The sequence below is a fragment of the Fusobacterium sp. IOR10 genome, from assembly GCF_010367435.1.
GTDB lineage: Bacteria > Fusobacteriota > Fusobacteriia > Fusobacteriales > Fusobacteriaceae > Fusobacterium_B.
The window spans coordinates 75916-100240 of record NZ_WJWY01000002.1 but is presented as its reverse complement, the minus strand read 5'-3'; the positions used below and the strand labels follow the sequence as shown (position 1 = coordinate 100240).

Annotated in this window: 15 protein-coding genes; 4 read left to right on the top strand and 11 right to left on the bottom strand. The window is 26.4% G+C overall.

The features are described 5' to 3' along the window. Positions 1-142: 142 nt before the first annotated feature. Both GIL12_RS00970 and GIL12_RS00965 read right to left on the bottom strand, forming a co-directional pair. The gene (locus GIL12_RS00970; protein ID WP_163468202.1) at positions 143-1051 is read right to left on the bottom strand and encodes a nucleoside recognition domain-containing protein; all 909 of its coding nucleotides are present in this window, start codon (positions 1049-1051) and stop codon (positions 143-145) included. Further along, complete coding sequence (locus tag GIL12_RS00965) at positions 1048-1497, bottom strand: GNAT family N-acetyltransferase (protein ID WP_163468200.1); 450 nt, start codon at positions 1495-1497, stop codon at positions 1048-1050. The genes GIL12_RS00970 and GIL12_RS00965 overlap by 4 nt, the downstream gene beginning before the upstream one ends. Before the next feature lie 440 nt (positions 1498-1937). Here GIL12_RS00965 and GIL12_RS00960 point away from each other — a divergent pair, with 440 nt between their 5' ends. Genes GIL12_RS00960 through phnW form a run of 4 tightly spaced genes read left to right on the top strand, consistent with a single transcriptional unit; the run spans position 1938 to position 7313 of the window. Beyond that, on the top strand, positions 1938-2972 hold the full coding sequence (locus GIL12_RS00960) for a putative 2-aminoethylphosphonate ABC transporter substrate-binding protein (protein WP_163468198.1): 1035 nt from the start codon (positions 1938-1940) through the stop codon (positions 2970-2972). Between the two features lie 12 nt (positions 2973-2984). Continuing rightward, the gene (locus GIL12_RS00955) at positions 2985-3956 is read left to right on the top strand and encodes an ABC transporter ATP-binding protein (protein WP_163468196.1); all 972 of its coding nucleotides are present in this window, start codon (positions 2985-2987) and stop codon (positions 3954-3956) included. Next, positions 3947-5668: a putative 2-aminoethylphosphonate ABC transporter permease subunit gene (locus GIL12_RS00950; protein ID WP_163468194.1), complete on the top strand. Its 1722-nt coding sequence runs from the start codon at positions 3947-3949 to the stop codon at positions 5666-5668. The genes GIL12_RS00955 and GIL12_RS00950 overlap by 10 nt, the downstream gene beginning before the upstream one ends. Then, a complete protein-coding gene (gene phnW, locus GIL12_RS00945) occupies positions 5658-7313 on the top strand; it encodes a 2-aminoethylphosphonate--pyruvate transaminase (protein ID WP_203522456.1) in 1656 nt (551 codons plus the stop codon). The genes GIL12_RS00950 and phnW overlap by 11 nt, the downstream gene beginning before the upstream one ends. A 266-nt stretch (positions 7314-7579) precedes the next feature. On the opposite strand, the gene GIL12_RS00940 is transcribed toward phnW, so the two are convergent. The 9 genes from GIL12_RS00940 to GIL12_RS00905 all read right to left on the bottom strand — a co-directional run bounded on the left by GIL12_RS00940 (position 7580) and on the right by GIL12_RS00905 (position 24267). Then, positions 7580-11698, bottom strand: coding sequence for a DUF445 family protein (locus GIL12_RS00940; protein WP_163468193.1), 4119 nt, complete (start codon positions 11696-11698; stop codon positions 7580-7582). A gap of 324 nt (positions 11699-12022) precedes the next feature. After that, positions 12023-12856: a lecithin retinol acyltransferase family protein gene (locus GIL12_RS00935; protein ID WP_163468191.1), complete on the bottom strand. Its 834-nt coding sequence runs from the start codon at positions 12854-12856 to the stop codon at positions 12023-12025. A 10-nt stretch (positions 12857-12866) separates the two neighbouring features. After that, a complete protein-coding gene (locus tag GIL12_RS00930) occupies positions 12867-13271 on the bottom strand; it encodes a hypothetical protein (protein WP_163468189.1) in 405 nt (134 codons plus the stop codon). A 71-nt stretch (positions 13272-13342) separates the two neighbouring features. Then, positions 13343-13501: a hypothetical protein gene (locus GIL12_RS10185; RefSeq protein ID WP_370456690.1), complete on the bottom strand. Its 159-nt coding sequence runs from the start codon at positions 13499-13501 to the stop codon at positions 13343-13345. Between the two features lie 135 nt (positions 13502-13636). Further along, a complete protein-coding gene (gene glpQ, locus GIL12_RS00925; RefSeq protein WP_163468187.1) occupies positions 13637-14722 on the bottom strand; it encodes a glycerophosphodiester phosphodiesterase in 1086 nt (361 codons plus the stop codon). Positions 14723-14895: 173 nt separating this feature from the next. Continuing rightward, positions 14896-20139, bottom strand: coding sequence for a DEAD/DEAH box helicase (locus tag GIL12_RS00920; protein WP_163468185.1), 5244 nt, complete (start codon positions 20137-20139; stop codon positions 14896-14898). A 1-nt stretch (position 20140) separates the two neighbouring features. Further along, positions 20141-21148, bottom strand: coding sequence for a hypothetical protein (locus tag GIL12_RS00915; RefSeq protein WP_163468183.1), 1008 nt, complete (start codon positions 21146-21148; stop codon positions 20141-20143). Further along, the gene (locus GIL12_RS00910) at positions 21141-22655 is read right to left on the bottom strand and encodes a hypothetical protein (RefSeq protein WP_163468180.1); all 1515 of its coding nucleotides are present in this window, start codon (positions 22653-22655) and stop codon (positions 21141-21143) included. Before GIL12_RS00910 ends, GIL12_RS00915 begins: the two co-directional genes overlap by 8 nt. Further along, positions 22645-24267: a hypothetical protein gene (locus tag GIL12_RS00905; protein ID WP_163468179.1), complete on the bottom strand. Its 1623-nt coding sequence runs from the start codon at positions 24265-24267 to the stop codon at positions 22645-22647. Before GIL12_RS00905 ends, GIL12_RS00910 begins: the two co-directional genes overlap by 11 nt. Between the last annotated feature and the right edge of the window lie 58 nt (positions 24268-24325).

The following is a 24325-nucleotide window of genomic DNA, read 5'->3' as shown; positions in this document are numbered from 1 at the left end:
TAAGAAATAGAATTTTAATTTATAGCAATTTAACAAAAATAAAAATTCCTTCAGCATAAAGCTGAAGGAACAAAAACATTATTTATTTTTTTATTTTTCTCCACCAACACCAGTTGACAAAGAACCATTTTTTAACTCTATTCTACTTTTGTATCTCATCCTTTGGCAGTATTTTATTAAATATTAATGTAAATATTACTGCAAAAAATATTCTTCCCCAAAATACACCTATCATCTTAGCTCCTAAAGGAATAAATAAAAGAGTATCTTCTATAAGAGCGTGGCATAAACTTATAAATATTGCAACTAAAAATAGATCTCTTTTACTATAAGAGCCTTCCTTCACTTCTTTTATAATCAGACCACTCCCATAGCTAACCCCCATAGTCAAACCAACTATACATGTAAGAGATAATCCTGGATTAATTCCTAAAAAAGTCATCATTGGGGAAAATTTATTATTTATCCAGTCTAAAATACCTATTTTCTTCAATCCTTCCATCAGCACTAAAAGAGTAAATATAATAATAAATATTGTTATATATTTCTTTAATTCTCCTAATATCCAACTTGTAATTCCTGAATTTGGTTTCTTCATTGTAAATCTAAAAATTGCTGTTTCTTGGTAGATATTAAGAAATTTAAATAATAAATTTAAACATACTCCTCCTATTACAGCGCAAGACATTCTTATACATAAGATTTTCCAAGGCTTTGCACCTGTTTCAGATATAACCTTTAATTCTATTGGAAGTGAATGAGCAAATAAAATTAAACTAGCTACTATTGTTATTTCAGCTACTGTAAATGTATTATTTTGTGCCATGGTCAAAATTACTAGTATCCCACCATATATATTAGTTATTAAAGCTGCTGCCCATACTATTCCCATCTCTCCACTTAGACCCATTAACCCCATTAATGGGGTTAATGCCTTTGAAAGAAAATCTATTATTCCAAAATAGCTCCCAACCTTTACCAAAATACTTATTGGTAGCATTATCTTCAAAAGCTTTAAACTTATTCTTAAACTTTCATTTAATAATTTCATTTTTTAACCTCCAAAGTCATATTCACATGGGGGATTCCATCTTCTAGATAAACCTCTGATATAGGTTTAAAGCCAAAACTTTCGTAGAATTCTCTAAGATAGTTTTTAGCAGCTATTCTTATATTTTTTTCATTCCAATTATTTACCACATGATCTATTCCATTCTTAACAATTTTTTTAGCAAGACCTCTTCCTCTAGCTTCTTTAATTACTAAAACTCTTCCTAAAGAACAGACATCATAGGCAATTCCAGGCTTTATAATTCTTAGATAGGCAAGTAGTTTTCCATCTTCCTTAATCATTAAATGATCAGACTCAAAATCTCTTCCATCTGCATCCTTATAAAAACATCCTTGTTCTATAATAAATACTTCTAATCTTACTTTTAATATATCATATAGTTCCTTTGTTGTCAGTTTGTCAAACTTTTTAATTTCTAAATTCATTTTTGGTCCTCCTAATATTTCATTTTTTACAATAATATAAAAATGCTTTGATTTCTTTTAAACAAGTAATACAATATTACTTTTAAAATATATTTTAATAAAATATTCAAATCAAGACATTATTATTCAATGATAATCTAGGAATTATTAAAAAATTATAAATTAAAGATTAAAGATTTTTTTAAACTATTTGATTTAATTGCTAAATTAACCTTTGGTCAATCTAGTGTAATCTTTCCAAGCTATTATACTTGATTTTTATAAACATTTCAATAAAAATAAATTAAAACAGTCTACTAAATCAGCTGGCTTTAAGGTCAACTGTTTTTATTTACATAACTTTTACTTTTCTTTTACCTTAAAAACACTTTAATTTAACAAAGGCTTTGTATAATAAATCTAAAGATATTTTAAATAAAAAATAATACTTAGGAGGAAATATGAAAATCAAAAAATTATTTAGTGCTTTAGCTTTAATTGGGGTGATTGTAGGATGCGGAGATAAATCTATAAAGACTCCTAAAAAAGAGATTAATATTTATACTGCTTTAGAAACTGAACAGATTCCAGAATATTTAAAAGGATTCAAGGAAAAATATCCAAATATAAAGTTAAATGTAATCAGAGACTCCACAGGAATTATAATATCCAAACTTTTAGCTGAAAAAGATAATCCTCAAGCTGATGTAATTTGGGGAACTGCTGCAACTGGAATACTGAGCTTAAATAAAGTAAATCTTTTAAAAGAATATTCCCCTAAAGGAATTGAACACATTAATAAAAAATTTGTTGATCAAAGTGGAACTAAACCTAAATGGGTTGGAAATAATGCTTGGATGAATGCAATTGTAGTAAATAAAATAGAATTAAAAAAGTTAGGTCTAAAGGAGCCTAAGAGTTTTAAGGATTTATTAAATCCAAATTATAAGGGCTTAATTTCCATGCCAAATCCCAATTCTTCTGGAACAGGATTTTTAACAGTCTCAGCTTTAATACAATTGATGGGAGAAAACAAAGCTTGGGAGTATATGAAAGACCTTCATAAAAATATTGGAGTTTATACTCATTCTGGATCAAAGCCTTCTAAAATGGCTGCTAAAGGAGAGTCCCCAATAGGAATATCCTATGATTATCCTGGAATTAAACTAATGAATCAAGGTGCCCCTGTAAATGTCTATTTTCCAACTGAAGGATGTGGATGGGATTCTGAAGCTAACGCTTTAATTAACAAAAAAATTATTAAAAAAGAATCTAAATTGTTTCTAGATTGGGCAATTTCAGAAAATACCATGAAAGAATATTCTAAATCCTATGCAATTGTATCTAGAGACATAAATGTTTCTGTTCCTAAAGGATTCCCTAAAAATCCAATAAATAAATTAATAGAAAATGATTTTAATTGGGCTGCCACTAATAGGGATAGTATATTGCATAAATGGGAAAATAATTTTGGCTCAAAAACAGAAACAAAATAAAAGGATGGTTATATGGATTACTTAGAAATAAAAAACATTGAAAAAAGTTATGGAAAATTTAAAGCTTTGAAAAACATTAGTTTTCAAATAAAAAAAGGAGAGTTCATATGCTTTCTAGGTCCCTCTGGATGTGGGAAAACAACACTTTTAAGAGCTATTTCAGGTTTAGAAAACATTAACTCAGGAAAGATTTTCCTAAATGGAGAAGATATTACAAAAGAACATCCAAGCAAAAGAAATTTAGCTATAGTATTTCAATCTTATGCTTTATTTCCTAATATGACTGTTGAAGAAAATATAGCCTTTGGACTGAAAAATAAAAAAATTCAAAATCATATTATTCACAAAAAAATTGATGAAGCCTTAAAAATGGTTGGATTAAGAGGAAGTGAAAAAAAATATTCAACTGAATTATCTGGAGGGCAACAACAAAGAGTGGCTATAGCAAGGGCTTTAGCCTTCTCTCCTGATATTTTATTGTTAGATGAACCTCTTTCTGCCTTAGATGCAAAAGTTCGTGAAAAACTGAGAAATGACGTTAAAAATTTACAAAAGAAACTTGGAATTACAACTATAATGGTAACTCATGATCAAGAAGAAGCTCTAGCCTTAGGAGATCGAATACTTGTTATGAACTCTGGTAACCTTGTTCAAATTGGTACTCCTGAAGAAATATATAATCACCCAAAAAATGATTTTGTAGCTACTTTTATTGGAAAAATGAATGAGTTCAAAATTAATAATAAAAAAATATTTGCAAGACCAGAAGATATAAGTATTGCTAAAAGTAATGATGCTGAAGTTTTTAGTGGATTAATACTTTCTTGGGACTATTTTGGATCTTACTATATCCTCAAAATAGAACATAATAAGCAAATAATAGAAATAACTTTACCTAAAAATCATAGCTTAATTTTAGAAATAGGAAGAAGAATATTTTTTAAAATTAACAAAAACTATTATAAGGAGGATTTATGCTTATAAATAAGGTTATTAAGCCTAATAGTTTACTTTCAGAAAAACTAAGGGATTTAGTGGTTATTATTATATTTTTATTTTTCTTTATTGGAATAGGTCTTCCTTTAATTTCTTTGATTTCAAAGGCTTTCCATAACTATAATAATGAATTTGTTGGTCTTAAGAATTTTTCAGAATACTTAAAATCTCCAAATATTTTTTCCTCCTTTAAAAATACTTTTTTTATAAGTATATTTTCAACAAGCGTTTCATTGATTCTAGGGTTTATATATGCCTATGGGATTTCTAGATGTAATCTTTTTAGTAAGAGATTTTTAAAATTAGCTATTCTCTTACCTCTATTTGCCCCTACAATGCTACACGGAATATCCTTAGTTTATCTATTTGGAAGAATGGGCCTTGTTACCACTGGATTCTTTGGACATCTTCCTTTTCTTAAAATGAATATTAATTTATATGGTCCTGTTGGAATTATTATAAGTGAAGTTATGTATACACTTCCCCAAGTCTATTTAATATTGCTGGTTTCTTTAAAAAATAGTGATTATAGACTGTATGAAGTTTCAGAAACTTTAGGAGGAAATAAATTCAAACAATTTATTAGCGTAACTTTGCCTAGTTGTAAATATGCAATTTTCTCATCAATGATTGTTTCTTTTATACTATCTTTTACAGATTTTGGAGGACCTAAAGTTGTTGGGGGTAATTACAATGTTCTTGCCACTGATATTTTCAAGCAAGTTGTTGGGCAACAAAACATGGAAAGAGGAGCTGTTATAAGCATTCTTTTAATTATTCCAGCTCTTTTAGCCTTTTTTATAGAAAATAATATTTCAAAAAAACAAAGGGACGTATTCAACGGAAGCTCCACTGAATATAAAGTGAAAAAATGTGTACCTAGAGATATATTTTTTAATGTATTTTCATATTTAATTGCAACAGCTATAATTCTATTAATTATTACTCCTGTTGTAACTTCTTTCATCAAAATGTGGCCTTATAATTTTAAATTAACTTTAAATAATTATAAGTTCTTTGATCTTAATGGAGGTCCTTTATCATTTTATAAAAATTCTCTAATTATAGCTTTATTTACAAGTTTAGCTGGAACTATTATTTCTTATTTATGTGCCTACATATCTTTAAAAACAGAGGAAATTATTTTAATAAAAAAAATAAATAATTTGTTTTTTATAATTCCCCTAGCATTGCCTGGTATGGTATTAGGGCTTTCATATATTTTCTTTTTTAACAGTCAGTCTTTTTATCTCCCCTTTATAGGAGAAATAGCTAATCCTTTTAATTTAATCTATAGAACCATATATATTTTAATTTTAGTTAATATAATACATTTTTTTTCTGTGACATATATGACTGCTTTTACAGGATTAAAAAAACTTGATAAGGAATTTGAAACAATAGCCTCTTCAATTGGAATACCTTGGTATAAAACCTTGTTTAAGGTAACCATTCCCTTAACTTTAGATACAATTGGAGAAATATTTATGTATTATTTTTTTAATACTATGACAACTGTTTCAGCTGTTATATTTTTATATACTTCCACAACAACTTTGGCAACTGTTGCTATGATAAATTTAAATGATATGGGAGATCAAGCAAAAGCTGCTGCAATGGGTGCTTTAATAATTGGAACAAATTTGTTTCTAAAATTTATATATGAATTAATTAAAAATTGGAGGAAAAATGAAAAATAATAAACAAATTAAATTGGTAATTTTTGATTGGGCAGGAACTACTGTTGACTATGGTTGCTTTGCACCTCTTGAAGTATTTATAAAAATATTTCAAGAAAAGGGTATAAATATAACCTATGGAGAGGCAAGGGAACCTATGGGACTTTCAAAAATAGATCACATAGAAGCTATTTTAAAAAATTCTAGAATAACTGACCTATGGAAGAAAAAATATAACAGAGAATGGAATAAAAATGATATTAGTGACCTTTACTTTAATTTTGAAAAAAAATTATTTGAAATTCTTGAAAATTATACAACTCCAATATCTGGGATCATCCCATTAGCAAAAAAATTAAGAGACAATAACATTAAAATTGGAAGTACAACTGGGTATACTAGAAAAATGCTAGATATAGTTATAGATGGAGCAAAAAAGAAAGGATACTCTCCTGATATTTTTGTAACCCCAACAGAAACATCAGTTGGAAGGCCTTATCCCTATATGATATATGAAAATATGAGCTTATTTAATATAAAAGATCCCAATCTAGTTGTAAAAATTGGAGACACTATTTCAGATATTAAAGAGGGAATCAATGCAGGGGTTTGGACAATTGGAGTAATCAAAGGAAGTAATGAACTTGGACTTAGGGAAGATGAAGTTAATGCTATGGATAAAAAAATACTTGGAGAAAAAATGAGAAAAGTAAAAGAAAAAATGATTTTAGCAGGGGCACATATGGTTATAGATGATATTACAGAAGTTTATGCAGCTATTAAAATTATAAATCAAAAATTAGAAGAAAAAAATCCCTATTTATTATTAACACCTGGCCCTTTAACAACAACTAAAAGTGTAAGAAAAGCTATGATGAAAGATTTATGTACTTGGGATGATGATTATAATAATCTTGTGCAAGATTTAAGAAAAAGATTACTTGATATTGCATATCTCAATTCAAAAAAATATTCTGTTGTTTTAATCCAAGGAAGTGGAACTTTTTCAGTTGAAGCTGTTATAGGTGGTAGTATATCTTCAGAGGAAAAACTGCTAGTTATAGCAAATGGAGCTTATGGAAACAGAATTGGAGAAATTTCAAATATTTTAAAACACAATTATAAAATATTAGATTTTGGTGAGTTGGGAGCTATTAATTTAAAGACTATAGAAGAAACAATAAAAGAAGAAAAATTTACTCATATTGCCATGGTTCATTGTGAAACTACCACAGGAAGATTAAATCCCATTAATGAAGTGGGAGAAATAGCAAAAAAATATAATCTTTCTTATATTATAGATGCAATGAGTAGTTTTGGAGGAATATCAATAGACATGGAAAAAACAAACTGTGATTTTTTAATTTCTTCCTCTAATAAATGTATTCAAGGTGTCCCTGGCTTTGGATTTATTATTGGGAAAATAGAAGCAATAATAAAATGTAAAAATAAAGCTAAATCCCTTTCTTTAGATCTTTATAGCCAATGGAAAACAATGAATGATTTCAATGGAAAATGGAGATTCACTTCTCCCACACACGTGGTTAGAGCTTTCTATCAGGCTTTATTGGAACTTGAAAATGAAGGTGGAATAAAAGAAAGAGAAAAAAGATATAAGGAAAATAACGCTATTCTTCTAGAGGGAATGAAAAAATTTAGGTTATGAAACCCTTATTGAAAGATCAGCTCTTTCTCCTATAATTACAACTTTTCTTTCTCCAAAAAATAAAAATTTTAATTTCAAAAATTTCTATAACACATTGAAAGAAAAAGGCTTTGTAATATATCCAGGGAAATTAACTGAAAAAAATTCATTTAGAATTGGAAATATTGGGGATATCCATCCTGAGGACATAAAAAAGTTAATATCCGTAATCCCAAAATGTATAAATGATTAAAAGAAAGCATATGTTTAACATATGCTTTCTTTCTTTATTTTTTATGCTCAGTTTCTTTTTTTGATTTTAATAATTGTGCTAAATATATGAATACTAAAAATATAGAAAATAAATTGTTAATACCAAATAAGAATCCATTTACTCCGTATATTTTAAGTTTTCTAAAATATGTTCCTACTATCCTTAAGAAAACTTCCCTTAACTTAGCATCAGACATTAGATTTATCTCTTCTTCTGTAACTTTAGCTATGTTTAAAGATTTTATAATTCCTTGAAAATTGTCTGCAAGACTATTTATAAATGAATCAATTGGAATATCTAAAATTTCCATTTTAGTTGAATATTCTATGGAATTAAATATTGATAAAATATTCTTTTCAAAGTCTAGTTTACAATTTTCACCTAATTTCCCCTTAATTTTCAAATACCATTCTTCATTATTCAAAAGATTTTTTATATTATCTTTAAAATTAGGGATATCCACAAAATCAGAAACATCCATATTTTTAACTTTATCCCCTAAATCTTTAGTGTATTCTTTTCCTATATTTTCAAAGGTATTTGAGTAAAATACATTGGTGTATATTTTACCCATTACTTCTCTAATGTCATCATCAGAAAATTTTGTGGTTAAATTATTAATTTTCAAAGGATATACATCTTCTTCTATAAAATCTCCTAACAAATTACTTATTATGTTAGAAACACTTTGTATTTTTTCTTCTTTCCCTGTCTTAACACTTTCTAAAAGCTTTAGTACATCCCCTTGGAAAAGTTTAAATACATCCACTAGACTTTTTATATTAATAACTTTCAAATAATCTTCTGGGGTTTTGTCTAAGAAGTTTGACATTATTAACTTAGATATTTCTTGAATCTTTTCTTTCCCTGTATTAGAAGTGGAAATATTATCAACAAGGTCTTTAACACCACTTGGATTTAATTCTATTGAAAAATCTTCCACACTGGAACTAGCAAACTCATTTATTATTCCTTCTATAACTTTTGATAACATCCCTTTACTATCTTCTATTAAATATGGAACCTTATTATATAAAAAATTAGAAACTATTTTCTCTATTAATTCATCTCCTCCTATTACATTGTAGGTTCCCCTTTGAAATAACCCTAACTCACTTGTAACTCCATTAATAGTTGTATTAATTAAGTTCTGTCTTTCATTTTTAAATAGGTTCTCTATTTTATTATAAAAAGTTTCAATAAATTTTTCTTTATTATTATAAACTATCTCTATTAATTTCCCATTAAACAATTGATCCATTCTCTTGTCTTTAGGAAATTCCTTAGAAAATCCAATTTTTATAGAATCCATTATACTTTTTTTTAAGTTCTCGTCATTTAATAATTGTTTCATATAATTTCCAATATCTTTCCCAAGGGAAGTATCCTTACCTATTATCTCAAGTAATTTCCTGTGAAATATTTCATCTTTTTTATTTAAACTCTCATATATGAAATTAAGTACCTTTGTATTTTCAATATTTTCTATTCCTTTAGTTCTAATAAACTTTTCTATTTTATTTTCTAACATATTATTCACATGACTTTTAACTTTTATTGGAATAATGTCACCTAAGGCTTTATTTGACCTAAATTTTATACGCATCTCATTAAAGAAAATTTCATCCATATCTTGAATAATTTTAATTTTTAAATTTGATAATTTATTTTCCACATCCTTTGAAAAAATTGTATCTATTTTATTTTTTCCAATTGAATCCCCTATTTTATTGTATATGCTATTTTGATTCTCATGTACTTTGCATTTAATAATTTCATAACTTAAATTAAATATAGAATCACTATTTTTAAGAAATAATTCTTCCACTAATTTAAAATTATTTTCACTTATTTCATCCTTTAATAATTTTAAAATATTTTCTTTTTTATCACGAAACATTTCCCCAGCTACCTTTTCATTAAGAAGTCTCTCATCTACAAACTTTGCCATATTCTTAGCAAACCTTGGTTTATTTTTAGGAATAACACCTTGAATTCCAATAAAAGGTTTATATGGTTTAAATAACATTCCTATGGCTAGGGAATTAGTTATTACTCCAATTGCTGAATATAGTAATATATTAACTTCTAGATTTCCAGATAAATTTCCTGCTCCTAATCCAACTAACCCACCTAGTCCAGCTCCTGCTATGTTAATTGCCCTTAGCTCTCTACCCATAAAGTCCTTAACCATACTATTAAGATCTCTGTTATCTAAGCTATGTATATTGTTAGCCACTACCTTACTTATGTTTCCCTTTAACATTTCTTCTAGTTTGTTGTCTATTATATTTAAAAATATATCCACTGTTTTTTCATCTATATCTTTAGATTTGGAAATATTATCCACAAGATCACTTATTATAGTTCCCTTTAAATCCTTTAATCCCTCTTCTAATTTAGTTCCCACTAAATCTCTAAACTTTTCCCTTGCTCCATTGAAGCTCTCACATGGTAATATTTCATTTAATTTCTTATTTCCAAAGTTTTCATCTATTTGATTTTTTAAATTTTCTATTAATTTAAGTTTATTATCATTTATTTTTTCCAAAGAATAATTTCCAAGAAATTCTACTGTTTTGTTACTTCCTATAAGGTCACGTAACTTTTTCTCTTTTAATATAAATATTTCATTTTTAACTGTTTCTTTTAATTGTTTTTCAAACTTACCACTTTCAAGATTGTTTTTTACTATTATTATTATTTCAGCTTTTATTTTTTCTTCCAATAAAGAATTTATGTCTAAAGTCTTTGGAATCATCTTACTAATTTTTATGTTAAACAAAGTTAAAATATTTTCCCTTGGGACCCTATTAATAATTTCTTCCATATTAAATTTTAAAAACTCTTGTATTCCACTAGAAGATATTATCTTGTTTTTTTCTAATTCTGATATTATCTCTCCAATACTTTTTTCCTGAAACATTTGTAAAACTTTTTCAGATAATTTTTCCCCTAACTTTTTATCATCCTTATACTTTTCTAAATAGTCTATTCCCTTATTAATAATAGCGTATTTCTTAGCTATGTCTTCCATAAATACATTTCTTATAAATTTTAATATAGTCTCCTTAACTACCCCATACTGGGAGATAACCTCATCCACTGATTCTTCTATGCCTATCTCAAAATTTTCTTTATTTTCTCTAATCCAAGAAATAATTTCAGTAATTATACTAGGTAATTGTTCTATAAAAAACTTATCTATTTTTGATTTCATACTTGTATCTAACATATCACTTAAGCTTATTTTTTGTTCCTTTAGTATCTCTATAATCATAGTGGATATACTATTTAGAATTTTTTTTCCCTCTTCTGACTTTATAAATTCCACAAAATCATTTTTAACCTCTTCTATTAAGATAAATGACTTTTCTTTTCCAAGTATATCCAATAGGGATTTATCTTGAATATTCCTTGTGAAATCTTCTATAATTTCAGCTAGGTCCAAAGTCTCATATATACTTTCACAGGTATTTTGTAATTTACCAGAATAACCCTTAAGTATCCTTTCCCCTAGTCCATCTATATTTTTTAAAATTTCAGCTTCAAATAAGTTAAATGCCTTTGATGTTACAAGATCTGAAAGTTTTTTTTCACTGTGTTCTTCTATTAATTTATTATAAAACTTATATATATACTCCTTGTCCCTAAGAACTTCATAGGCAAGATCATATACATTAGTTGCTATTATTTCTTTTCCCTTTTCATCAATTAAGTTATTTACATATATACTAGAAGTTCCACTACTTATAATTTGATCAAATAATGCCTTTGATTCATTTTTAAAAGTTTCAACTATAACATCCTTACTTTCATCATAATTTTTTATATGTGCAAAGGTTTTATCCCCACATTTTTCTTTTAAACTAACTGTATAAAAATCAGAAACTACATTAAGTAATTCTTTTCTAAATTCAAGGGAATCTATTTCTTTTTTTAAAGTTTCATGATTGATAACTTCATCTTCCACTAGTTCACTGACATTTTTTTCAAAACTATCTCTAGTTCTAACAATAACCCCACCAAATTTACCAAAATATTTTTTGAATAACATTTGAATAGCTATATCATTTGTAATATATCCTGCTGCTGCTGCTCCTGATATAATTTGTAGCAAAATTTTCTCCATTATAACGTCCTTCCTTCAAATAGTATTCTTAAACATTTTAATATTACATCTTATTTTCCTCCATGTCAAATTTTCAAATAAATAAAAAAAAGTTATTAAGAGACTCGCATTTGGATACAGAAGCTTTTAACATTTAAGAAAAAAAATTGTATTTATAGTGATTTAACAGAAACAAAAATTCCTTCAGCGTAAAGCTGAAGGAACAAAAATATTATTTTTTTTATTTATTGATAATTTACCTACAATTATTATACTCTAACATTAATTAAAATTAATAAGGAACTTTATATTATTTTTATAGTTTGTTTGCTAAAAAATCTTATTTTAATTGCTTAACCATTTAAAAGCTTTATAAATACAAGTACCCACTGCTACAGCCGCTACCGCTGGAGCTGCTACCGCTATTGCTGTTCCAGCTACCATTCCTCCACCTACTGTTCCCCCTATTGCTGCTAAACCACTAGTAATACCAGCTCCACTTAAACCTGCTACTGTTCCTGCAGATGAAATGGCTGCTACACTACCGCCAGCTACTGCTACTGTTCCTACTTTAGCTGCTGTTCTTCCTACTTTTCTCGCATCTCTTTCTTCCATTGTTAAGGTATCATTATCATTCAATATTTTGTTCATTGCAATATTTGCTGCTATTGCTGGAGCTGCTGATAATGTAGCTATCCCTCCCACTACTCCTCCTGGTCCTATTGCTGCTAAACCAGACATAACTCCAGCTCCACTCAAGCCGCCAACTGTTCCCACACTAGCTACTGCTCCTATTCCTGCAGTTGTGCTCATCACCGTACTTGCTGCTGTACCTGTACCATATTTCATATTATTAACTTGTTCACTTTTAGTTTCTCCTACTTTACAATAATTTGCAAAATGTTCACAATTATTAAAAAACAAATTATAATTTTTTTCTCCAATTAATTCAAATGCTCTCGATATTGTCTCAGTTTCACTTAAACACTTTGAATATTTTACTATTTCAAGCTTCCCACCATTTAAAAATTCATTAATAGAAGTTATTTCTATAGACGCATTTATTTTTTTCCCTGGCTCTCCTGTATAATGAATAATTTTGCCATTTCCAACATCTATACCATGATGATAGTATGCTCCTAAACATCTACTTACTTTTACATGATCTCCTCTAGCCATTTTTCCCTCCTTAATCTAATATTATTTTACTTCCTTTAGAAATCCATTTGTTTCCTTCTACTACCCAATTTTCAATATTTATAACTTCATTTTTTGAAATTTCTAATATTCTAGAGATTTCAAGTATCCCACCTCTTTCTTCAACACTATAATTATTATCTGCTAAAGCAATATTAATTAATTCAATTAATAATATTTTTTTAGATCTTTTACTTTTAAATTGAAATAATAAATCTTCTAATTTTCCAACTTTTAAGTCAAAGATATTGTTATCTACTTCAATACCTATATCATGACCTGCTTTTTTTATAAAATTTACCTCGTTTGTAGAAAGCTCATTATCAATTTTTGAAAGATACACTAATAATTTTAAAAACACACTTTTTTCCTCTTCTAATAATAAATTTGTAAACATAAATAATCCCTCCTATTTTTATATTAAAAAATAATTAAATTCAAAAAATTAAAGTTCCCTATTAATCAGCCTTAATACCTTATTGACAAATACATAAACAATTGCCTTATCAAATTGTATTTTTGTAACTCAACAATTGCTTGTTCTAAAGATAATGGGTTTGAAATATAAGGTCTTTTTGAAGTCATTGCATCAAAGGAATCTGCCACTGCAATAATTTTAGATTCAATTGGAATTTAATATTCTGCTTCATATGAATGTTATTCTATTATTTTTACTTTATTTTCTATATTTATTCTGCTAAAACATACTTGTATGGATAATAAAAGGTATATGCTAATTAGCATATACCTTTATTAATATTTCTATTTGCTTTCTACGTATTTAACACCTAAATCAGGGAAATCTGTAAATAATCCTGTTGCATTTGCTTTATAAAGTAATGTTTCATACATTTGGTTTACATTATCAAAGAAATCTGGTAATGCATCCTTTCTTACTGTATAAGGATGACATTCCATTCCTGAAACTTCTATATATCCAGCCATTGGAGTTAATTTTACATTACCCTTAGTTGAATTATCTTCATCTATCATCATATACCATCCTGGTCCAATTCCATCTGCATATTTAGATATTTCTTTCATTGCACCTTTTTTAAACATCCAGTCATAATCATAATTTACCCATTCACCCTTTGCATTTTGTTCCTCTGTTTCATGCCAATCAGTATAGGCAACTAATTGAACTAATTTTAAGTCCATTCCCATTTCAGGTAATAATTCTGTTTTCACACGTTTTAATTCATTGTAATCAAATGTTTGGAAATAAACAGGGCTATCTTTAGTTGTATAACCATATTTTTTTAATACTTCTAAAGTTGCCTTTGCAATATCCTTTCCATTTTGATGGTGGAACCAAGGAGCTTTTATTTCTGGATAAATCCCTACAGTTTTTCCTGTTGATTTTTCCAATCCTTGAATAAATTCCAATTCATCTTCAAAAGTATGGATTCTAAAATGGGATTTCCACATTGGGAATCTATTTGGATATACTTGTACTTGTTTTCCATCTACAGTTTTAAAGTTTTCTGTCATTTCAAGTGTTTCAATTTCTGCTAAGGTAAAATCAACAACATAATAACGTCCATCTTCCCTTGCTCTATCTGGAAATTTTTTAGCTACATCTGTTAATCCATCTAAAAAATGATCATGAATAACAACTAATCTATCATCCTTTGTCATAGCTAAATCTTGTTCTAAATAATCTGCTCCTTGGGCAAAGGCTAATGCCTTTGATTCTAGAGTATGTTCTGGTAAATATCCTGAGGCACCTCTATGAGCTATAATAATTCTATCATTTTCTTTCCCACTAGATGCTGTCACTGCATTTGCAATTACTCCAATACTACTAAATAGTGCTAAAACTAATAATGTTTTTTTAAGTTTCATATTTCCCCTCCTATTTTATTAACTCCACCCATAATCTTACCCCTTTATTTGTAAAATATCAAGTATTTTAGTACTTTTTACACTGAAATAAAATTAAAAGATTCATTAAAGCACATATTTAGCCTATAACTTGACAAAAGTTTTTGGCTGTTCTTTCCTGAATTTCATGGAATTTATAATATATTTTTGATCCTATTAAAGGCTTCTGGAAGTGCATACTTAATCAAATTATCAGATAACAAAATTGTATTATCATTCTTTTTTATACTCTTTTCATTTAACATTACTGGATAGACTAATACAATTATCGTTTTATCTAATTTCTTTATTTTTATCTTTTCATTTTCATAAAAAATTTCATAATTATCTAAATTTAATAATTTTTCTAAAGGTTTAAATATTTCTCTTTGAATATTAAAATCTAATTTTTTCTTAACAAAACCTGTTTTCCCCCATCTTAATAAATCTAATCCAGAATATCTATCAAGTTTATTTTGTACATTTTGATTCCAAAAATGTTCCAAGCAATTATGACATGATTTACTACATGTACACTCTGATAACAATTTTTCAACTTCATTAAACAATTCTTCCGACAAATTAAATAATTGAGAACTATACCCAGCTCCACTAGATAAGCTATCAAATAAAAATATATCTATAAAAGCAAAATCCCCTTTGTTTCTAACTCTATTCCCACTCTTAATCTCATTAAATTCAACACCTAATATTCTTGCTCCTGCAAGAATAACTGCTTCAGCTAATGTTATTGCTGAATTTTTAAGCCACTGATCACCATTTTTTTCTACTTTACAATTTATAATACTCTTATCCACTTTAAATTCAAATACAACCATATCAGTCATAAATTTATGACCTAAATATACATTCTGAAAATTGCTATGATTGCATGATTTATTAAATTTTGTTTTGAAAGGTTTCTTTACTTTATAAAACTCTTCATCTCCTGGAACAGCAGCTCCACAATCTTTACATACATTAAATCCCTTTAAATTTTTACCTTTATTCAATATAATTAAAGGTTGATCTGGTCTTTTAGCAACTCTTATATTTTCAAAATTTAAACTTTTAAAATCATCTTTTTCAGGGGTTAATGAATAACAAGGTTCTTCTGCATAAGAAACTACATTTTCAGCTTGAGATTCTTTAATACTCTCTCCATTTAAAGGTGCAAATCCCCAAGGCTTTAATAAACTATGAGTTTTTACACTTTCTCCACAAAAAGGACATACATTTCCTTTTGGCGGCTCTAATCCAAACCATCCACAAGAATAATCTTCACAATAATAAAGCTCCTTTAAATAATCTTCATTATTAAAAAATTGTTTGGCTGGATTATCACAATAACCTTTAACATATTTTGAATAGTTATTATATATTCCCCCTGATTTATATGTTTTTTTATCTACTACAATTACTCTTCCAGGAGCATATTCACTTATTGCCATATCTAAAGAACGCTCAGGTTTTTGGATTATTTTACTGCCAGTTTTATCTTCTATATAAAATCCCACTACATTTTTAGGAAAAGAATATGTTGGTAATATACTTTCTTCAAATAATATATCTAATAAAGATTTTCCTTTTACTTTTCCTTCATTTTCTATTCTTGGAACTTTTTTTATTTTTTCTAACTTTTCTTTTAAATTATATTTTAAAGTTTCTAAATTTAATTTTGAATCAAGTTTTCTAGGAATTAACACTTTTTTCTTTTCACTTTTAATTTCAAAAGCTGTTAAAAAATTAGAAAATTCTAAATAATAGTCACTATAAAATTTTGAAATAGGAATATCATCCATACTTTTATTTATTTTAGATAAATATTCTGAAAAAATAACCATATTTATATGTCTTATAGCTAATTTTAAATTTTCTGTATCTATCCAAGGATCATTTACCTTTCCTGAAATTATTTCTTTTGGATACTTAAAATAATAGTTATCGTATGGTCCACTTTCTGCAAAAGTAACTATAGTTGAAATAGCAGAACTTCTTCTACCTGCTCTACCTGCCCTTTGCTGATAGTTCTCTCTTCTTGGTGGGATATTTCTCAAACCAATAGCCGTCAAAGATCCTATATCAATCCCTACTTCCATAGTAGTTGTACAACTTAAAACATCCACTGGCATCTCATCATCTATTTGAACATCTTGAAATCTCATTTCATAATTTTCAGTAGTTGACCATGTTTTTTCTCTTTGATCCTTGTGAGATAATTGAGCTGTATGTTCTTCTGTATTTATGCTAGTTATTAATTTTTTTGGATTATTCTCACAATAATCTATTACTGGTTTTCTCCAAAAATTATATTTGCTAAATTCTTTTTCTTTTATTTTCTCAATTTTTTCAGATCCGCAATGAGCACATCTGCCTAAAATTTTTTTTGGAAATACCCCTGAACATTTTTCACACATATACCAATCTTGATTTTTATCATAACACAATTTTATCCTATTTAATTTCAAATAATAGTCTTTTTCACCTTTTTTTAAAAATATAAAAAACATTTCTTTGAGTTTCTTAAAATCTTTATCTAAAAAGTTTCTTTCTATTTCTAAAATTTTTATTAGATATTTAGGAAGTTTAAAATCACTTTTTGATACACCAAATTTATCAAAGGAAAAAGATCTTATATTTCTTCTTATCTCATTATCTATCTTTTCTCCTAAAGAATAAGAATCTTTCATTATATAATTTGCCCAAGCTGAAAATAAATCTATAAATTCTTCCATAGCTAAATTTATTTCCTTCTTTTCTATAATTTCTTCAATCTCTTCAAATTCTTCAAAATTGTCAGCTTCTTCACAAGGCTCAACCCAACATAAACCTATGTCTGACAAAGAGTGATAACTATTGCATAATAATTTTAACAACTGCTCATAATATAAACCTGGTGGATTATCAATATCACCCTTTATATCTTTATACTTTAAAGATCTTTTCTTCCTTTTTGCTCTTCTAATTTTATTTCCTATACTTTTTAAATCTTCTTTAAATCTTTCTTTTTCTTCCCCATAAAATAATTGTAAATTATTATTATAGGCTATCTCTAAAAAAGGAATATATAACAAATCTATATTAGGTTCTTCATCATTTTTTTCAGCCCATTCATTTAATTTTTTCACTGCAAGAACCATTATTTTTCTAACAGCATCATCATCTGCTGCCCTTGTTAAATCTTTTGCCAATTTTGCTGCTCTTTGTCTACTATCTGAAAATAATAATACTTTTCTTCCAGCATTAGGAAATCTTTTTAATTTTTCCTCATCAAAAATATTTGCTGATTGAATACGTAATTGCTCTGCTGTAACATTATAAAAAGCCTCATTTCCCTTTGTGAAAAAATCAGAAATGTTTAAATGACTTCTCCCACATTTTGGACAGTTGTAAAAAGTTTTAATGTTAGGCTTTCCTTTATATTCTTTTGTATTATAAGCAACATGAAGATAACCTTTTTCATCTTTATAGTTATCATTTTCATAAAATTTTCCAGTTAAAGAATTCAGCCATCCTATTTTTATATCTTTCTTTCCTATTATATCGCTCTCTTTAGGGATGACATACATATGAACTTCTTTCACATTACCATCAAATTGATCTCCTAACTTATTCCAAAAGAAATTTTCATATTTCCCATTAAAATACATATAACCTTTTAAGAACAGGGCTCCACAATGTCTATCATTAACGACTTCATAAATTTTACTTCCACATTTCGGGCAAATATCTTTTCTTTCACTTAAAAAAATTTCTCCTAAATTTAATTTGGAATCATTCCCGCAATTAGGATTACTACAAGCATATAATCCTTGCAAACCTCTAAACATCATATGTAATCTAGCTGGAAATAAAATTTGATTTTCTTTATTCTTAGCTAATGGAGCTAGACTTAATAATATTTCTAATTTTCTTTCAGCTACTTCTTTATTATCATCTTTAAAAATATTTTTTATTAGCTCTTCAAATGAAACTGCATTCCCCCTGCAAAGTTTCATTATTTTTTTCATAGGTTTTAAATCGTTTAAGTAATCATATAAAAAAACTTGAGCTTGTGAATAATTGGAAAAAGATTCCTTTACATTAATATCCCCTAGTTTTATAAAATCGTTTATTGCTAAAAGTTTTTTAAAATCTTCCATCTGAAATCTATCTATATCAAAATCTAGTAATTTTGTGAAATCTAGTTCTTTCCCTTCTTTTTCATTTATTTTTTCTTGCTTTCCATATATTATTTCAAAATTATTATTTTCTATTTCCTCTCCAGTTAAATCACATGCAAATTCTTCAACTTTTTTTATCCCATCTTTAGGAATACTAGCACTAGTCAATATGACTCTTATTTTTTTTCGAGATATATTTAATTTACTTAATAATCTTCTAATTAAATACGATACTTCACCACCTGAAGATCCCTTATACATATGAGCTTCATCGATTATTAATAATAATTGATTATTTTTATCTTCATTTAACCATCTCTTAGTCTCTTCCCAAATATTTTTTTCTATTGGTCTACTAAGCATATATTCAAGCATTGAATAGTTAGTTATTAAAATATCAGGACATTCCTTTTGCATTTCTTGTCTCGTAATTAATTCGGCGTCATTTTCATCTGTAATGTGATTATTAAGCTTTAAATTATTTACAAAATTCTTTAAATTTATTTTAGATGGGTATTTCCCTATATCTATAAGTTTTTTTATTATTTTTTCATCTCTTTCAACTAAATCTTTTTCCATAGTTTTTACTAATTCTTTTGATTTGCTTTCTTTATCTTCACCTGGATAAGGAGTTCTTCCTGTATACATACCAAATGTTGGGATTCTTAAATCTTTATTTTCTATATTTTTATAGAAAATTTCTCTAAATTTCCCTTCAGGGTCACCTATCATTTTCCTTAAACGGCCTATTTGATCAGATACTAAAGCATTCATAGGATAAAGCATTAAAGCTCTTACTCCTTTTTGCTCCCAAGAGTTTGGATTTTTTTTAGCTTCTAAAACAATTGAACTTATCATTGGCCACATAAAACATTCTGTTTTACCAGACCCTGTACCTGTTGTAATAAATAAATCCTTTTTTTTATAAAAACTTTCCAAAGCTTCAATTTGATGAGAAAATGGATTTTCAAAAACACCTAACCTTTTATCCATCATATCCAATAAAATATTTTTCACTTCTTGAGGAATGGATTTAGATTCTCTTATTCCATTTTTTTTAGTCTCATAGGCTGGATTTGCTTCTATAAATGGTTTCTGAAACAATACTCCTGGTTTGTTAATTTCTTTCTTACAAGCTTTTAACAGTAATCTGTTTTCACCTAAATATTGAGAAGTTATGTAGTCTACAAGCTTATTTTTTAGTGCGCTATGCGTATTTTCTATTCCATAATTCATGTTATTTCTCCTCTATTAAATTAATGTTTAAATTTTTAATTATTCCCTTTATCAATTTCCAAATTTCTCCAGGAAAAATCAAATTACAAAAATCATCTATATTTTTAGATGGCCATCCTAATAAAAATAAAATACTTTCTTCTTGGTTTGGAAGCCTACTAAATAATTTTAATCTATATGCATTACTTTCTTTTATAAACTTATATCTTACTTTTTCTTTGTTTCCATATATATCTCTTAATGCATATTGATATCTTCTTACTTCCTTTTGTTCCTTTTCATAATCTCCTATTGGAGAAAACCAATATTCTCCCTCTTCTTTTTTTATAAATCCATACTCATAACCATAACTTCCTTCTCTGTAAACACTTAACTCACCTTCTTGAAGATTATAATTATCTTCAAAGGAATTAGATAATATACTTCTTTTTCTGCTGTTAAAAACTTCTATATTACTTTTTTTCCTATTTTTCCATTCTATATTTTTTATTTTCATTTTAAGCTTTTCTTTTGCTGGCATTCTATCTATATAGTAAAAATTTAAAGCTAAAACTAATTCTTCATCTTGTATCTCCCTTATATCTTTAAAATATCCTAAGCTACTTATTGTAAGCCCTTTGTTCTCACAATATCCACGAATAAATTTTCCTTTCATAAGTTCTAATTCTTGATGCTTAGATTCTCTCAATTCCTTTTTAAAATTAATATATTTTATTTCACTAGAAGCAATTAATCTCTTTCTTATTTTTATTATTGGATAATTTACATTGTTTTTATTTATAAAAAACCAATCTTTTATTTCTGGATAACTTTCTATTATATTTTCTAGAACCTTAGAGCATCTTGAAGTAATATGTTTTGAAGAAATCCCTTTATCATCAAAAGTACATCTTCTTACCCAAAATGACATAGCTGAATATATGATTCTAGCTTTAAAGCTAGTATCGTCCTCATCAGCTAATTTTTTTATTTTTAAATCTGAATTAATCTCATAAATCAAATCATTCATTTTCATCACCTAAAAGAAATTTTGAAGTGAATTTTGAAAAATATTCAAAAGTTTTATCGTTTTCATTCTTAAAAATTATATTTAATAAATTAAATATCTTTGCATATTTTATTTTTAAAATATTATTAATTACAACTACTTCACTTTCACAATTTTCAACTATATTAATAAGCTCTTTAGAATTATTAAATCCCATGGGAATATTTATTATATCTGCATTTTTAGAACATACAGTATTTGATAAAGCATTTGATATATCAACAGCACTATAGCCAACAAATAATGGAATTTCTTCACTTGATAAAATAGAATAAATATATCTTGCTAACCAAACATTATCATATTTTAAACCCACATTTTCTAAATTATCTGAAAAGTCATACATAAAATCTTCTATAAGATTTTTTTTATTTCTTATCTCATCGGATAATTCTTCATCTGATAATTTGATATTATAATTATCTTCTACTTGATAAACTAAGACCTCATCTAAAGAATCATCTTTTTTATTCTTAGTGTTATTTTTAAAAACACTATTAAATTTATCTAAAAAATTTCCCATTTCAAGATTTAATGTATCTATGCTTTCTTTCAATCTATTGTTTTCTATCTTCAATTCCCTTTCTTTTCTTAATAAATCATCTTTTTTATTTTCTTTTAACTCTAAATCTTCTATAAGCTTATCTTCATCTTTTTTTAAAATTTCTATTTCTTGTTTTACTTCTATTTCTTGATCTTTTAAAAATTTCAATGTTTTTTCCAAGTTAGATTTTTTTTCTTCTAAATTCTTAATATCTACATTTATTTGGGTCTTGAGTACTTTTTTATTTAATGATTTATTTTCCTCTTTAATTTTTTTATTATCTGACTCTAACTCTATATTTTTAATTTTTAAAAACTCTAAATTTTCTTTATTTTTCTCTAAAGAATCATTTAAAGTTTTGATATCTTTTTCTAATTTTGCAATTTTACTTTTATGTTCTTTTTCAATTTCTTTAATTTTTTTATCTTTTAATTTTACTTCTTTTCTTTTTTCTTCTAAATTTAAGTATAATTCTTTTTCCTTTAATTTTTGCCTATATTCTTTATAATTCTTCTCTATATTTTTATCATACTTTTCATCTGAAAATTTTAAGTACAAAGATATATTTTCAACAAACGGAGATTCTATAATTATTTTATAAAAATTATCTTCAAAATTTTTATTTTTCTCTAAATTCAATATTTCTTTTTCTGTTTCTATAAATATACTTTGAATTATTTCTTTTATGATTTCTTTTAATAAATTTTGATTTTTTAATTTTATTTGAGAATAAAAGATATCAATTATTAGATTTAAATCCATATGGCCCAATCTAAATCCATTAATTAAAGGTTCATTTTTAATATCTTTTTTATTTCCTTGAATTATTTTTTCTAACTTATTCTTTCCTATTATTTCTAATATATCTTTTAAATTTTCAACTGCAATTTTTTCAAATTTTATATCAAAATTTTTATTTTCCATAATTAATCTCCTTAAGTTTTTTTATATCACCATTAAAAAATATTTTTAAAATAAGTATTACTTTAAAAGGTATTCTATTACTATATGTATACTTTTTTATTAAATTATATAACTTTGTATCACAAGGAATAAAATATAATATATTTCTAATCCAAATCGGAACTTCTACTTTTTCCCCATTTTCTTTATGAATTTTTCTATATATTAAATCATAATCATATTTTTCTTTATCTTTTAAATTATTTTTTATGAATGACAATAATAATTTTTTTTCTATGCCATCAATTTGATATATTTTATCTCCAAATTCAATATCATTAACTGTCACACCATCTTCTCTATCTATTTTATAAGATATTATTTCGTTATTTTTTTTGAGTTGTATAATTGTTGTTTTACTAGCTGATTTTACTCTAATTTTTTTATTAAAAGGTAATTTAGTATAATCTCCATTTTCTAAAAAATTATTTTTCTCATCAAAACATTCAAGATAGTTTTCACAACCATTTATTTCCTTTAAATATTTATTCAGAATTAAATAAATAGAACCATATTCATCATTTATAGTTATTTGATTCTCTTTTTCTCTAGCTCTTATTTGAAATAAGAAACAATTTTTAAAATATTCAATGGGAACAGACACAGCTGAAATCCCTTCATGTTTAAAAACTTTAGTTCTTTCTTCTTTATTTTTTATAATAAATAGGTTTCTTTTATCCTCTATAGTTGAAATTATATTATCATTTTCAATGGCTGGAGGCCAAACAAGAGAAATTTCTTCTAATTTTTCAACAAGTATTACTTTTAATATCTCTCTAATTTTCCTTACATCACTTTCTTTTATTTTATCAAATCTAATATCATATACTATGTATGGAGTTACTGCTCTTTCTTCAATTGATAACTGCCCTATTTTTTTTAAAAAAATTCCATCCATTTGCTGTAACTCATAAGGATATTTAGAAACCAAATAGTAATCTGTAAATAAACTGACCTCATCATTGGCTCTTATCTTCCTATGATACTTACCTTTTTTGTTAAATAGACTTCCTTCTGCTATGATTCCTTCTATTTTAGCTCCCCATTTATTGAAAAATTTCTTTTTTATTATATTAGGTAATCCTTCTTTAGCTTCATAAGAAATACTATATTTAGATTTAGGTTCTAAATTTTTAAAATTAATCTCATTTTTATTAAAGTTCTTAAGCGAGTATTTAACTTCATTATTCCCTTTTTCTATAATTATTTCTGGATCATATTTCTCTAAAATTTCATTAAATTCCTCTCTTATTCCCGAAAATCCAACTTTTAATTTAAAAAAATCATTTTTAAATTCTTCCAAATATAAAGATGGCCCTAATTTTTCATAAAGAGATACATTTTCATTTTTTTCAGCTCTAAGATTACATGCTCTAGTATCTTCATTTTCGTCTCTATGTCTAAAATAAGGTTTCTTTTTATTTTCTCTAACAAAAGTCACATATTCTCCGCAATATTTACAGAAAAATTTATGTCTATCATAAGAAATTGTTTTTCCATATTTTTTTTGAGCTTCTTCAGCTGTAATTGTATATGTTTTTATTCCTTCGCTATACTCCTTTGCTTCATCCATAATCTTCGCCTCTTTAATATTTACAATAAAAAAATAGAACTCCCTTAAAAAGAGAGTT

Bases quoted from the DNA above. Each gene is read 5' to 3' on its own strand.
- GIL12_RS00970 (WP_163468202.1), bottom strand. From the start codon at position 1,051: ATGAAATTATTAAATGAAAGTTTAAGAATAAGTTTAAAGCTTTTGAAG.
- GIL12_RS00905 (WP_163468179.1), bottom strand. From the start codon at position 24,267: ATGGATGAAGCAAAGGAGTATAGCGAAGGAATAAAAACATATACAATT.
- GIL12_RS00935 (WP_163468191.1), bottom strand. From the start codon at position 12,856: ATGGCTAGAGGAGATCATGTAAAAGTAAGTAGATGTTTAGGAGCATAC.
- GIL12_RS00965 (WP_163468200.1), bottom strand. From the start codon at position 1,497: ATGAATTTAGAAATTAAAAAGTTTGACAAACTGACAACAAAGGAACTA.
- GIL12_RS00920 (WP_163468185.1), bottom strand. From the start codon at position 20,139: ATGAATTATGGAATAGAAAATACGCATAGCGCACTAAAAAATAAGCTT.
- phnW (WP_203522456.1), top strand. From the start codon at position 5,658: ATGAAAAATAATAAACAAATTAAATTGGTAATTTTTGATTGGGCAGGA.
- glpQ (WP_163468187.1), bottom strand. From the start codon at position 14,722: ATGAAACTTAAAAAAACATTATTAGTTTTAGCACTATTTAGTAGTATT.
- GIL12_RS00955 (WP_163468196.1), top strand. From the start codon at position 2,985: ATGGATTACTTAGAAATAAAAAACATTGAAAAAAGTTATGGAAAATTT.
- GIL12_RS00910 (WP_163468180.1), bottom strand. From the start codon at position 22,655: ATGGAAAATAAAAATTTTGATATAAAATTTGAAAAAATTGCAGTTGAA.
- GIL12_RS00950 (WP_163468194.1), top strand. From the start codon at position 3,947: ATGCTTATAAATAAGGTTATTAAGCCTAATAGTTTACTTTCAGAAAAA.
- GIL12_RS00940 (WP_163468193.1), bottom strand. From the start codon at position 11,698: ATGGAGAAAATTTTGCTACAAATTATATCAGGAGCAGCAGCAGCAGGA.
- GIL12_RS00960 (WP_163468198.1), top strand. From the start codon at position 1,938: ATGAAAATCAAAAAATTATTTAGTGCTTTAGCTTTAATTGGGGTGATT.
- GIL12_RS00930 (WP_163468189.1), bottom strand. From the start codon at position 13,271: ATGTTTACAAATTTATTATTAGAAGAGGAAAAAAGTGTGTTTTTAAAA.
- GIL12_RS00915 (WP_163468183.1), bottom strand. From the start codon at position 21,148: ATGAATGATTTGATTTATGAGATTAATTCAGATTTAAAAATAAAAAAA.